This is a genomic window from Endozoicomonas sp. ISHI1 (genome assembly GCF_024606225.1).
Taxonomy (GTDB): Bacteria; Pseudomonadota; Gammaproteobacteria; order Pseudomonadales; family Endozoicomonadaceae; genus Endozoicomonas_A.
On the sequence record NZ_JAGRPU010000002.1, the window covers coordinates 17,537 to 33,139 of the forward strand.

Consider the following 15,603-nt stretch of genomic DNA (forward strand, 5'->3'; position numbering starts at 1 on the left):
TATGCTTAGGAGAGTTCAAAAAACCTCCCGGATTAAAGCAACTGTTCTTAGGGTAGACATTAAGCCCCACCCACAGCACAAAGACCTAATCTTGTACGCCCTGAACAACCATCTCGTGCAGGGTGTTCACGTTTCGCATTATCTGCCCAGAAGTTGAGCAGCTTCCTTGTATGTGAGAGTAGGGACTTTCCTGCATTCATAAGGGATAAAATGACATTACCAAACAGCCGGGTTCCACTTTTCATCGCCTTATGCGTCGAGATTTCTTCAATGGCTCCACTTTCATAGAGGTTCGCCTGCGCAGCATGGGCAAGATACCTTTTCAACGTCACAACCACGAAGGACATCAGAATCAGGCTAAACACCAGTGTCGCTGATTTAGTGTTAAAACGATGCCACCCTGAATAGGACTTGATCTCTTTGAAGATAAGCTCTATTTGCCATCGTAGACGATAGGCCTGAAGTACTTCACTCAGGGTGAACTCAACCCGGTTAAGGTTGGTTACAACGAATACCCATTTCAGTTTCCTGTCATTCCAGCGGACAACCAAACGATATGGCCAGGCTTTGAATCCTGGCCATTCTACATCAAGGTCGAGGCATTGATCTTTAGGGAAGCCAGACAACACTTCCTTAAGTTTTTTCCCTTTGTAGCGATTGAGATTTTTGCCATCCTCCCGTACTGCGCTGAGTATTGTCGGGTTGATACTCTGAGGCGCCTTGCAGATAAAAGAACCCTCCCGGTCATCAATGGCAGCAAAGGATTCCAACTCAAAATAACCGGCATCGATCAGCATCAGGATATTGGCCATGGAGGTTGGCAGTGGTGGCAGACAGTCTCTTTCTGAACGGGTATCTTCAGTGAGCTGCACGCGCACCAGATTGTTGGTAAGAAGATCCATTGTCGTACGCAGTTCGACAGCAGCAGGACTGACCGTTGAGAACCTGCCGGGAAATGCTTCCTTCAGGGCATCGTAGACAGCTTGCGATGAGCCGTCATGAATCAGAATGTGCTCAAACTCTGAAAATGGACTGTCCTCATCAAACGCCATGACTTTGCGGGAAAAGACCTCCAGACACTGCACCCATAGCCAGAGGACAAGAGCAGGCATCGCGTCTTTTTTAGCTTGATTTGCCCAGGAACGATAGGAGACATTCAGACCCGTCAACTCATTAAAGTTACGGTGGAGATCGGCTTGAGTATCGCAGTTTCCATCACCAGCGAGGGCATCAATCAGTGAAAGGATAAAGTCCAAGGGGCGGATATCTCGCTGTCGTATAGTAAAACCAAGCTGTTCCGCCATGCTGATGAGTTCAGACCGGTCGAAACACGTCAGCAGTTTTTTTCAACTAGTCTACTATTTGCAGTACTCATCTTGTTCAGCCTTGATACTTTTCGCGAAGCTTTATTTTGGCTGTTCAAGGTGAGTTCTGCCGCTGGAAATGAAGCTTTTTTGAGCTTAATGTCTACCCTAAGAGCAACTGTTAATCGTCGTGTAACCTATGGGGGGTTATTCACTCAGACTTCAGTACCAGTCATTGGAAAGCAGATATTTTTAAAGCAGACTATGATTGACTAGCAACAGTGATGAGTAAAGGTAATCAGACATCGGCATTCAATCCAGACACTTTTGAGATATCATAAGGGTTGTCAATTATGATTATGACTGCGTTATCTAAATCAAATAAAAGCTTCATTCATCTTATCATTTTATCCTTAACAATGATGTCAGGGTGTGCTTTTGCACTGAACGAAAGACAAAAAAGCATACTAAAACAACTCACTCTTCAAGAGTATGAAGAACTTGACCGAGAACTTAAAGAAAAAGATTTATACAGAAAAGCTAAAGCTTACATTAATTCAGTTATGATAAACATTAATAGAAGAAAAAGAATCAAATTTTTCAAAAACAAAAGTAAGGAAATAGCTGAAAAAATCATTACTAAGCCCAGTGATAATACTACCGAGCCTGCTATACCTTACACTGTATCAAGAACGTTTAATCTTGTTCAGGCAATGATTCATTATGGTAAATTAGAACCTAACGATCTCGAGGATACAGCTCATAAAATGTTCTCTAAAAACAATAGAGCAGTCACCGTCGTTACGAACTATGCAAATAGGTTATTATTAGAAAATTCTGTTCAGGTAGCCACTGACGATACAGATCATGTGAAACTTTTTTATGAAGATCGGTATACTCAAGAAACAGGAACACGTATTATTAAGGCACCAAGAAACGAAGACTTTAATTTTGAATTAAGAAATAGATATAACAGACTTTTTTTTCCACATCGGGAAGTGCACCTGATACGCAATGGAAATGTTTTTTTAACCGATGTAAATATAATTCGGAAAGAAAATTTAAATAATGGTGATAAAATAATTTATCCCAATAAATTAACATATGCTCCAGCATCACCCACGAGAAACTCAGCATCTAAAGCCAGAGAGATTTATATGGCAGTTGGGAAACTTCAAGCTTTTCTTGATAAGAAATATCCAGATAAATTTAAATTGACCATCAATGACAATAATATGTTTTTAGTATCTCTCGATTTTGTAGCACCCTACGGCTGGTGGAAAGATGCATTTTTTAGAATAGAGTTTAATTTTGACAATATTGGCAACGAAGGACCTGAAATTGATATTAAAAATTCACCAAAGGTAGCCAACCTTTGTTATTCAGGTGCGCTTTGCCTGATTCAGAGTTATAAACATTCTAAAAGATTCATTTACAGATTTAACAAAGTATTTTCGTATAAGCAAAGTTCCATGCACTACGGATCTCAAAATTTTTCTGTAGAAGAGCAGATTTTGAATATTATCAATTATATGGCCGCTGACTTTGATATAAGATCAAGAGGCATTATTTTATTTAACTTCGACTCCACCCCACAGGAAGTGATTACAAAAGAAATAATCAGAGTAAATACTCAGGCACAAAAAGTTAACACCTCCCTTTATGTAGAATCTGATCATGACAAAATAAAAGAAAGTGTGCATAAAAGAATAAAAGATGGAGAAGACCCAGATTTTGATTATTTGGTAATTGATGATGAGTTTTATGAAGAATTCGGGAATGCAGGAAATTCAAAATCAATAAGTACTGATATTTTTATTCCTGTCGAAATGTATCGTGAAACTGAAATTGTAAAATTTGACCTTACATCGATTAAAGCTTTTTCTGATTTAATATATGAGGCCAGGAGGAAGTCAGGATTTAGAATACCAAATAATATCGAACCCGTTGTTTATTATAACAATGAAAAGATAGATAGACATAATTTTCAACAGGCTTTGAAAGACATAAGAAAAGAAAATATAAAAGAGAAGAGAAAAGAAAAGAACAAAATGAATAAAAATCATAACATTCTGACGATGATTATTAAAGTACCTGGTTATGAAAGGCGAGCTTTTAAAGATGCAGCAGCTAATTCAGTTACCTATTATGTTCCAGATAATTCACGTCGTATGTTATATAACGAAACAGTTAACGAAAGCGAGGTAGCCAAACCAATAAAATGGGAAATACATTTAGTTGAAGAAATTAAAATAGCAAAAGCTAATAATATGCTTTACCAATACAAGCTTATTTTGCCGTTTGAAACACAAAAAACAACAGAACGCTATAGAGGGGGGGCTCAGTATGGTAGTTACGCCAATATCTGGATACCCTCTGTTAGAGACAACATGTCAGACGTGGAAAAAAAATTCGCTTTGATGTCAATGTATGACTTATCAAAAAGTAAATTAAGAGTTTCTTACCATCTAAAAAAAGCCGCCGCCACAAACCTGGGCAACAACATTATTACCAAAGCATTATTAACGCGGCAGTACGACAAATGGCTGCCAACTCAGGATTATTTGGATTTTTTACTACAAAGAGTTGAAATATCACTCCTTATAAATCGTGAAGATTATTCAATTGCCAAAGAAAATAATGTTATTTTTGAAAATATCATTGATGGAAATATTGACGAGAATATTATCACGGATTTGACATTTTTTATTGGACACTTGGCTCCAAGTCTGAGATATGTGTCCAGTATGAACGCCCCAGACAAGGCAGGAATTATTTATCGTATTGTTATAAATTATCTCATAGAAATATGTGTCAGGACTCTTCTAGATAATGAATTTGATGCCAGTACTGGAATAGTCGAAAAACTTATAGATAAACCGGGGCAATTTACTCTTGAGGATATCTATGCTGCAAACATAAAAGATATTTCTGTAGCTTTTAATCTATTACAAGTTACTGATTTCCTTTTTACAAAAATTATTTTTAATGTTCTTAATACGAAGGATTTAGACCTTACTGTTTATGACCATGAATTAGAAAGTCTCCAGATTAATATCAATAGTATGCGTAAAATTGTTGATAATAAGAAAAATCTAATTCCACTATTTTTGAATCATTTATTTCCTGTCGCCAGACTATACTCTGACGAACTGGATTTCGCAAGTAATGAATTTTCAAATAAGTTTACGTTAAATGTTTTAAAAAAATATGAAAGTCGAACAAAAAATAAAGATGTAAAAGCTTCACTACACACTTTTCTAAAAATCACAGAACAAAATTATGACTTTTTCAGTAAAGAAAAAACGGACAAATTAATCTCTTTATTCAGGCAAAACACTCCGGAGCTTCTAGTTGATGTTCCGAGTGGACAAGGTGGCTTCCGACAAACCTGTTGCCACTGTCGTGAAATTTATGAAACTAAAACCCCCATAAGAGGAAAAGGATGCAAGACAAACAAAAAAACTGGTAAACCAAAAGAAATAAGAGTAAGGCCTTTTCACAAGAAATGTATGGAAAAAGACAGATGCATCAAGAAACAAGCAAATCAATTATACAAAGAGATGGAAAAGGGATACCCCAAAAAACAGTTGCGTGGACCCGATTATCACTATAATCCTGTCCCCGATGGTTTTGAGTTGATAAGGGTTAATGGTGATGGTAATTGCATGTACTCGTCTATTGCAGAGATATTCAACCGGAATGGTCGGTCAGGACAAGCAGACGTATGGAACCAACAAACAATAAGGCAGATTATGGATTATAACCTCCGCCAGATTTATTCCACTATTCAGAATCATCCTGATAAGAAAAAAATGATGCAACAGCTTCAACTTCTATTGGGGATCGATGCTGACATGATTCCAGCCGTTCTCGATAACAATGTCATTACCGATTCAGCTTCTTTCGCTGAGTCAGAGTTAGCCAAATTACAACAATTTGGCGATGCCCAGCTTATTACATTGTTAGTTCCGACACAGGGTGTGTGGTTCCCTGTGATTACACAAGGCGACTACGGGCCTAATCACGAGATTTATGACCTTAATCGCTGGGTAAATATTTCTCCCAACCTGTTGACTATTCTGCTACAAAACAAAAATTATACCTTTCCTGATCTCTCTGAAAGTCAAAGAGCAACACTTTTAGAATTGTTGTTAAACCAAAAGTTCGATCAAGCTGCGCTCTTGGTCTCAAGACTTACAATTGCCCCTCATCACGCTTCAGCTTATCTTATTCACTACCCCAGTTCAGCGGCTCTCCTGGAACACTTTGATGCAGCAGTACGCCCTGCAACACCCCAAAATACAGAGGCTGATTCTTCAGTTTCAACCAATAACACTGACCGTGAGACTTTACAGGATCGCAATCCCTTATCATTAATGATTCAAACCGCGGCTGGAGCGCTGCTTATCACCACAGACAATACTATGTAAGTTAATATTTCAGGGAATTCAAAAGGCGACCCAAGTTAAGGCAACAGTTAATCGTCGTGTAACCTATGAGGCCTTATTAACTTAAACATCAGTACCAGCAATTGGGAGGCGGTTTTTTTTAAAACAAACTATTATTGATTGGCTACTGCGATGAGTAAGGCTGCTCAACCAGCGGCGTTCAATTCAGAAGCTTTTAAGATATCATAAGGATTCCCAAGTATGATTCTTACTGTTTTATCTAAATCAAATAAAAAATTCATTTATTTTATCATTTTATTAATAACCCTGATATCAGACAGTGTTCTTGCACTGAACGAAACTCAAAAAAGCATACTAAAACAGCTCACCATTCAAGAATATGAAGAACTTGATCGAGAGCTTAAAGAAAAAGATTTATATGTACAAGCTCAATTTTACGTTAACAAAGTGATGTCAAACATAAATAGAAGAAAAAGAAATAATTTTTTTATAAGAAAAAACAGGGAAATAGCTGAAAAAATGGCTGTTAAGGCTAACGACAATACTAGCAAGTTCGGTATACCTTACAGCCTACTCAGGACGTTTAATCTTGTTCAGGCAATGATTCACTATGGTAAAGTGGAATCTACCGAGCAAACACAATTAACAAATGAAGATCAGGTTACGCATAAAAAAAATAGGGCAGCCATTGTTGTTGAAAGCTATGTAGATAGATTATTATCGGAAAAAGCTAAGCAAAAGACCACAATGGATACGGTGCTGGTACATGTGTTTTTTGAAGATCGAAATTTCGCTAAAAAAATAACGCGTGTTATTACGACAGAAAAAAATAAAGACTTTAATTGTCAATCAATATGTTCATTCGACCACCCACATTATGTACTATACCAGCGACGCCCTCCTGCTCACCATTCACTACACCTGCTACGCAACGGAGAATATATTTTGACCCATGTCAATATAATTCGACAAGGAAACTTAAAGGATGGAGATAAAATAATCTATCCTAACTCTTTTAAAAAATTCAAACCTAACCCATTATCACCCAAGAGAAATTCCGCATCCAAAGCCAGAGAGATTTATATTGCTGTCGATAGACTTCAAACTTTTCTTAATAAGAGGTATCCAGATAAATTTAGATTCAGTATCGATGAAAAAAATATGCTTAAGGTATCCCTGGATTTCGTAGCTCCCTATGGTTGGTGGAAAGATGCATTTTTTAGAATAGATTATCTTTTTGACAATATTGGCAACGAAGGACCAGACACTTATGTTATATCTGGACCAAGAGTATCCAATGTTCCCGGTATACGTCTTTGCATTGAGGAGACCCATAAAAATTCTCAAAGACTCAGTGACGGCCCTCCCATAATGAATGGCGTCTTAAACAAACGTTGGTGGTTTGATTGCCCAGGACGTGTACGCTATGGATCGGAAAATTTTTCTGTGGAAGAGCAGATATTAAATACTATCAATTTTCTGACTGCTGACTCCAATATAAGATCAGAAGGTATTCTTTCACGTAATGAATATGGAGAAAGCCCTCAGGATCTGATTACAAAAGAAATAATAAAAGTCAATACTCGAGCAATAGAAAATGACAATTCTGTTTATGTAGAAACCGATCATAATAAGATAAAAACAAGTGTGAATAAAAGAGTAAAAGCTGGAGAAGATCCAACTTTCGATTATTTGGTTATGGATGTTGAGTACGATAATATAGAAAAGATAAAATCAATAAGGACTGATATTTTTATTCCAGCCGAAATGCATGGTGAAGCTGAAATTGTAGAATTTGATTCTACTTCGATTAAAAATCTTGATGATCTGATCTATGAGGCCAGGAATAAGTCGGGATTTAAAATAGCAAAAAATGTACAACCCGTTGTTTATTATAACAATGAAAAACTGGATGAGAATAATTTCAAAAAGGTTTTATATGACATAGAAAAGACAAATACAAAAAATAAGAAAGAAGAGAAAGGCAAGATAATAAATAAAAAACATAACATCCTGTCGATGATAGTTAAAGTTCCTGATTATGAAAGGCTAGCGTTTGAGCATGCTATAGCTCATTCAGTTAGCTATTATGTTCCAGAAAATCCGCGTCACTGGGCGTATAACGAGATGCATAACGTAACCGGGGTACGCAAGCCCATAAAATGGGAGATACATTTAGCTAAAAAAAAGAAAATAGCAAAAGCTAATAATATGCTCTATCAATACAAACTTCTTTTACCTTTAGAAATGCAAAAGACAACAGAGCGCTATAGGGATGGAGCTCAGCATGGAAGTTTCGCCAATGTCTGGATACCTACTGTTAGAGATGGTATGTCAGACGTTGAAAAAAAATTCGCCTTAATGTCAATGTATGACTTATCAAGAAGAAAATTCAAAATTCCAAACAACCTTAAAAAAGCGCACGTTTTAAATCTTGGTAACAATATTATAATCAAATCACTATTAAAGACACAGGACCATGATTTGTTGTCAAACCATAGCCATTTGGAACTTTTGCTGCAAAGAGTTCAGATGTCTCTCCTTATAAGTCATGAAGATTATTCAATTGAAAAGGAAAATAATGTTTTTTTTGAAAGTGTCATCTGTGGAAATATTGATGAGAATATTATCAAGGATTTGGGCTTTTTTATTGGACACCTGGCTCCAAGCCTGAGATACGTATCCAGTTTTAATGCTCCAGATAAGGTAGAAGTTATTTATCGTATTGTTTTAAACTATCTCATTGAAGTATGTGTAAGGACTCTGACTGATAACGAATTTGACGCAAGTTCTGGAATAGTTAAAAAACTTATAGAAAGACCGGATCAATTTACCCTGAAGGATATTCACACTTCCATCAAATCCAGCATTGCTGTAGCTTTTAATGGATTATTTATTGCTGATTTACTTTTTACAAAAATCCTTTTCAATCCTTTTAATAATAAAGCTTTAGATCTTTCTTTTTATGAGAATGAGTTAGAAAGTCTTCAGCTTAGTATCAAGAGCATGCGTAAAATTTTTGATGGTGAGAAAAATCTTATTCCACTACTTTTGAGTCACTTGTTACCTGCCGCGAGGCATTACTCCAATAATCTTGATTTCAAAACTAACATTTTTTCAAATAAGTTTACCTCAAAAGTTTTGCAAAAAATCTTAAATCGAACCACAAATAAAGATATAAAAGCTTCACTGCAATCTTTTCTGAAAAACACAGAACATAAATCGGATATTTTCAGTAAGGAAAAAACGGAGAAATTAATCTCTTTATTCAGAAAGAATACGCCTGAGCTTATGGTTAATGTTCCGAATGGACAAGGTGGTTTCAGACAAACCTGTTACCATTGCGGTGAAGTTTATGAAACTGAAAATCCCATAAGAGGGAAAGGCCGTCGTACAAACCGAAGCTCTAAAAAACCGAAAGAACCACTGGTAAGGCCTTTTCACAAAGCATGTATGATTGAAGACAAACGCATCAGGGAACAAGCAGGGCAATTATATAAAAAGATGGAAATAGGATACCCTAAAACACAGATTTATGAACCCTACTATTTTCATCACATTCCCGTTCCTGACGGTTATGAGCTGATAAGAATTAATGGCGATGGAAACTCAATGTACTCATCCATTGCAGAGATTTTCAACAGGCATAGAGGGTCAGGACAAACAGGAAAATGGAACCAGCAAACAATAAGGCAGATTATCGATGATAACCTTCGTCAGATTTTTTTCACGATTCAGGATCATCCCGACAAGCACAAACTGATGCAAGAGCTTGAGCTACTGTTGGGGATCAATGCTGACGTTATTCCAGCGGTTCTCGATAACAATGTCATTACTGATTCAGCCTCTTTTGCTCAGTCGGAGTTAGCCCTATTGCAACAATTTGGTGATGCTCAGCTGATTGCCTTGCTAGTGCCGACACAGGGTGTCTGGTTCCCTGTGATAACACAAGGTCACGATGGACCTTTTCACGAAATTTACGACCTTAAGCGCTGGGTCAATTTTGCTCCTAACCTTCTGGCTATGCTGTTACAAAACGAAAATTATACCTTTCCTGATCTCTCTGAAAGTCAAAGGGCAACACTTTTACAGATGTTGTTAAACGAAAATTTCGAACACGCGAAAGGCTTCATCTCCCGAATTCTGATAGCCTTCTATCAGGCTTCAGCTTATCTTATTCACTACCCCAGTTCTGTGGCCCTCGCGGAACACTTTGATGCAGCAATAAGTCCTGATACTCCCAAGAATTTGGAGATTGATCACACTTTAGAAGCGCTTTCCATCAACGGAAATAGTAAAAGAATGAGTTCTGATTCTGCTTCTTCAGTTTCAAACAAAGAGATTGATAGTCAAACTTTAGAGGATCTCAATCCCTTATTGTTAAAGATTCAATCTCGTTTTGAACTGATAAGAATTAATGGCGATGGTAACTGTATGTATTCCTCAATTGCAGAGATATACAGCCGGACTGGGCGGTCAGGACAAGCTGGTAAATGGGACCAGCAAACAATAAGGAAAATTATGGAGGATAACATACGTCAGATTTTTTCCACGATTCAGAGTCATCCTGACAAGGAAAAACTGATGCAAGAGCTTGAGTTACTATCGGGGATCGACGCTGACGTTATTCCTGCCGTTCTCGATTACAACGTCCTTACTGATTCAGCCTCTTTCGGTCAATCGGAGTTAGCCAGATTGCAACAATTTGGTGATGCCCAGCTGATTGCATTGCTAGTACCGACACAGGGTGTCTGGTTCCCAGTCATTACACAAGGTCATCGTGGTTCTTATCACGAGATTTATGACCTGAACCGCTGGGTCAATTTTGCTCCTTACCTTTTGGCTATGCTGTTAAAAAACGAAAATTATAGCTTTCCTGATCTCACTGAAAGCCAAAGGTCATTACTTTTACAGTTGTTGTTAAACCAAAATTTCGATCAAGCTAAGCTTTTCGTCTCCCAAATTCTGACAGACTCCCATCAGTCTTCAGCTTATCTTATGCACTCCCCCAGTTCACAGGCTCTCCTGGAACACTTTGATGTAGCAATAAGCATTGAATCGCCCCAGAATACAGAGTTTGATTCGTCACAAATGACTCAGATGATTGAGGCTTTTGAAGCGCTTTCCATCGATGAAAATAAGAAAAGAATCAAGCTTGACCTCGCTTCTTCCGTTTCAACCAATGAGACTGCACATGAAACTTTGGAGGACCAAAACCCCTTATCATTAATGATTCAAACCAGGGCTCGAGCACTCCTTTCCATGCCAGACACTCCGACCAATACCATGTAAGTAAAACTCCCGGCGCCGCGAAATGGGTGTCGCAAAACTTGCCATAAGCCGGTAATTGGAACTATAGAACGGCGTTACCGGCTTCCAAATCTTAGCCGCATACCGTATCAGATCTCCAATGATATGGCGCACCCTTCACGACAAATTTTTATGGAACACAACGGTTTGCTTCAAAGAATTGACAAAGCCACGCAAGTTCAGGTGGCTGGTAATCGTCGTGTAACCCATGTGGCCTTATTCACTTATACATGAATAGCAGCAATCGTAAAACAGATGTTATCAAAACAAGCTACTATTGACTGTCTACAGGGATTAGTAAAGCTACTCAAATAGCGTTCAATTCAGAAAATTTTAAGATATATGGGGATTCCCAAGTATGATTCTTACTGCGTTATCTATATCAAATAAAAACTTCATTCAATATTTCATTTTATTGATAGCTCTGATGTCAGGGAGTGCTCTTGCACTTAACGAAAACCAAATAAGCATACTAAAACAACTCACCCTTCAAGAGTATGAAGAAATTGACCGAGAGCTGAAAACAAAACATTTGTATAGGGAAGCTGAACTTTACATTAACAGAGCGATGGCATGCATTAACAGAAGAAAAAGAAATCATTTTTTTATAAGCGAAAATAGGAAAACAGCTGAAAAATTGAGTGTTAAGAGGAGTGATAATACTACCAAGTTGGGAATACCCTACCCCCTGTTACGAACTTTCAATCTTGTTCAGGCAATGATTCATCACGGTAAAGAAAAAGCTATCATAAAAATCACTAAGGATAATAGAGCAGCCGGTGTTGTTACTGACTATGTAGACAGATTATTATCAGAAAGAGCTGAGCAAGTGCCCACAGAGGGTATAGACTGGGTAAATTTGTCCTATGAATTTCGGCAATATCAATCCTTGGGACCATGTACTATTAAGGCAGAGAAAAACAAAGACTTTGATTATCGATTAATACATCCACATAGCACTCCTTATCGTAAACTTCATCTACTACGTAATGGAGAACTTGTTTTAAATAATGTCAATATAATCCGGCAAGGAAACTTAGAAGATGGGGATCAAATAATTTACCCTAAAAATTCACCCAAAAATTCACACGATAATACATCAGACTATCCGAAGTTATCACCCATAAGAAACTCCGCATCCAAAGCCAGAGAGATTTATATGGCAGTTGATCGACTTCAAACCTTTCTGGATAATAGGTATCCAGACAAATTTAGATTCAGTATCAATGATGACAATATGTTTAGAGTATCTCTGGATTTTGTAGTACCCTATGGTTGGTGGCAAGATGCATTTTTTAGAGTAGTGTTTAGTTTTGACAATGTAGGCAACGAAGGACCAACAGTTCATGTTGAATATGGACCAAAAATGTATCATCTTTTTCACAGTGATCTTTTCCTGACAAACAGTTATAGAAACTCTAAAGAATACCTCGGCATTTTATACAAAAATTGGTCGCGGAGTTATTCAAAATGTGTGCATTATGGACCAGAGAAATTTTCTATAGAAAATCAAATTTTGAATATTATCAATTGTGTGACAACTGACTTCGATATAAAAACAAGTGGTATTCTTGCATACAATTTTCATCAAAAAAGCCCTCAGAGCTTGATTACAGAGGAAATAATATTAGCAAATACTCAGGCAAAAAAAATTGACACACCTCTTTATATAGAAACGAATCATAATAAGATAGCAAATAGTGTACGAGAAAGAATAAAAGATGACGATGATCCAGTTTTTGATTATTTGGTAATGGATGATTTGGATTCAGAATTCGATAAATCAGATGATTCAGAGTCAATAAAGACTGATATTTTTATTCCTGTTAAAATGTATAGTGAAGCTGAAGTTCTGGAATTTGAGCTTACCTCGATTAAAAATTTTCATGATCTGATCTATGAGGCCAGGAGGAAGTCTGCATTCAAAATACCTCATAACAATGAACCCGTCGTTTATTATAAGAATAAAAAACTGGATGAGCATAATTTTAAAAAGGTTTTATATGGCATAAAGAAATGGAGTGCAATAAGGAAGAAAAAAGAAGCAGAAAAAGAAGGTAGAAAAGAAAAGATAAAAAACAAACACAAGAAAAAACATGACATTCTACCAGTGATTGTTAAAGTTCCTGGCTATGAAAGTCGAGCCTTTGAAATAGCTAAAACTTATCCTCTTTATTATGCCAACTATTTTATCCCAGAAAATCCTCGCCACTTGATGCATAACGATCTAGCTAAAAAAAGAGCTCCACGTAAACTCATAAAATGGGAAATACATCTTGTTGACAATAAGAAGTTGGCAAAATCTAATAATATGCTTCACCAATATAAGATTTTTTTGCCTTTAGAAACACAAAAGACAACAGAACGCTATAGAGGGGGAACTCAATATGGAAGCCTACCTAATATCTGGATACCCAAAGTTAGAGATGATATGTCAGACGTTGAAAAAAAATTCGTTTTAATGTCAATGTATGATTTATCAAGATATAAATTTAAAATTCCAAACAACCTCAAAAAAGCCTCCGTTTCAAATCTAGGTAATAACATTATTACCAAAGCATTATTATTATCGGAGGACGATAAATGGATGCCAACTCAGGCCTATTTGGAGTTTTTGCTGCAAAGAGTTCAGATGTCTCTCCTCATAAGTGACGAGAATTATTCAATTGCTAAAGAAAATAATGCTTTTTTTGAAAGTCTCATTAATGGGAATATTGACAATAATGTTATCGGGGATTTGGCATTTTTTCTTGGACATCTGACCCCAAGCCTGAGGTATTTATCCAGTATGAATGTTCCAGATAAGGTAGAAATTACTTATCGTATCGTTTTAAACTATCTGATCGAAACATGTGTCAGGGCTCTGATGCATAACGAATTGGATGCAAGTTCTGAAATAGTCAAACAGCTTATAGAAAAACCTGAGCAATTTAGCCTGGATGCTATCTATGCTTCTAACAAAAAAGATATTGCTGTAGCTTTTAATGTACTACAAATTGTTGATTTCCTTTTCACAAAAATAGTTTTTAATTCTTTTCATAAACAGGCTTTCGACCTTACTCTTTATGACCATGAGCTTGAAGGGCTTCAGCTTAATATCAAGAATATGCGCAAGATTGTTGATGGTGAGAAAAATATTATGCCACTTTTTCTTGATCACTTGTTTCCTACCGCCAAGTATTACTCCGGCGATCTGGATTTCGAATCCGAAGAGTTTTTAAATAAGTTTATGTTAAGTGTTTTGAAAAAATACGAAGATCGAACAAAAATTCAAGATGTAAAAGCTTCACTGCAAGCTTTACTGAAAAGCAAAGATCAAAATTCGTTTTTTTTCAGCAAAGATAAAACGGATGAATTAATCTCTTTATTCAGGAAAAAGACTCCAGAGCTTCTGGTTAATGCTCCGAATGGAAAAGGTGGTTTCAGACAAACCTGTTACCATTGTCGTGAACTTTATGAAACTGAAAACCCCATAAGAGGAAAAGGACGTACGACAAACAGAACCACTGGCAAACCAAAAGAGACGCTGGTAAAGCCTTTTCACAAAGCTTGCATGAAAGAAGACAAACGCATCAGGCAACAAGTAGGGCAATTATATAAAAAGATGGAAAAGGGATACCCCAAAAAGCAGATTTTTGAACCCGATTATTGCCATAACCCTGTCCCCGATGGTTTTGAGCTGATAAGGATAAATGGCGATGGCAACTGTATGTTCTCGTCCATTGCAGAGATATTCAACCGGAATAGACGGTCAGGACAAGCAGGCGTATGGGACGTATGGGACCAGCAAGCAGTTAGGCAGATTATGGATTATAACCTTCGTCAGATTTATTCAACGATTCAGGATTATCCTGACAAGGAAAAACTGATGCAAGAACTAGAGCTACTATTGGGGATCGATGCTGACGTGATTCCATCCGTTCTCAATAATAATGTCATTACTGACTCAGCCTCACTCGCTCAATCGGAGTTGGGCAGATTACAACAATTTGGCGATGCTCAGCTTATTGCCTTGCTTGTACCGACACAGGGAGTCTGGTTTCCAGTGATTACACAAGGTGACTATGGAGCTCATCGCGAGATTTATGACCTGAAACGCTGGGTAAATTTTGCTCCTAACCTTTTAGCAATTCTGTTAGAAAACAAAAACTATCCCTTTCCTGATCTCTCTGAAAGTCAAAGGGCACTCCTTTTGCAATTGTTGTTAAGCCAAAATTTCGATCAAGCCAGGCTCTTCGTCGCCCAAATTCTGACCAACCCCCATCAGTCTTCAGCCTATCTTATCCACTACCCCAGTTCAGTAGCTCTACTCGAGCACTTTGATGCGGCAGTAAGCATTGAAACACCTCAGAATATGGAGGTTAATTCGCCACAAACCAATCAGATTGATGGAGCTTTTGAAGATTCTTTTAAAGATGAAAAGAATAAAAGAATGAAGCTTGATCCCGCTTCTTCAGTACCAAACAATAAGACTGGTCGTGAGACTTTACAGGATACTAAACCGCTATTATTGAGGCTTCAAACCAAGTTTCCAACACTCCTTACCTCGCCAGGCATATCATTCAATATCATGTAAG

Annotated in this window: 4 protein-coding genes; 3 read left to right on the top strand and 1 reads right to left on the bottom strand. The window is 37.2% G+C overall.

What is annotated here, in order from left to right; translation table 11 throughout:
• Positions 1–59 precede the first annotated feature (59 nt).
• A complete protein-coding gene (locus KBW69_RS02150; RefSeq protein ID WP_306674476.1) occupies positions 60–1,340 on the bottom strand; it encodes an IS4 family transposase in 1,281 nt (426 codons plus the stop codon).
• Positions 1,341–1,657: 317 nt separating this feature from the next.
• Between KBW69_RS02150 and KBW69_RS02155 the strand changes: the two genes are divergently transcribed.
• From KBW69_RS02155 to KBW69_RS02165, 3 genes are all read left to right on the top strand, one after another.
• The gene (locus KBW69_RS02155; protein ID WP_257279765.1) at positions 1,658–5,737 is read left to right on the top strand and encodes a hypothetical protein; all 4,080 of its coding nucleotides are present in this window, start codon (positions 1,658–1,660) and stop codon (positions 5,735–5,737) included.
• Positions 5,738–5,956: 219 nt separating this feature from the next.
• Positions 5,957–11,008 (top strand): hypothetical protein, encoded by a 5,052-nt coding sequence (locus tag KBW69_RS02160; protein ID WP_257279766.1) that lies wholly within the window; start codon positions 5,957–5,959, stop codon positions 11,006–11,008.
• A 376-nt stretch (positions 11,009–11,384) separates the two neighbouring features.
• Entirely contained in the window at positions 11,385–15,602 is a 4,218-nt protein-coding gene (locus KBW69_RS02165; RefSeq protein WP_257279767.1) for a hypothetical protein, read from the top strand.
• Position 15,603 lies beyond the last annotated feature (1 nt).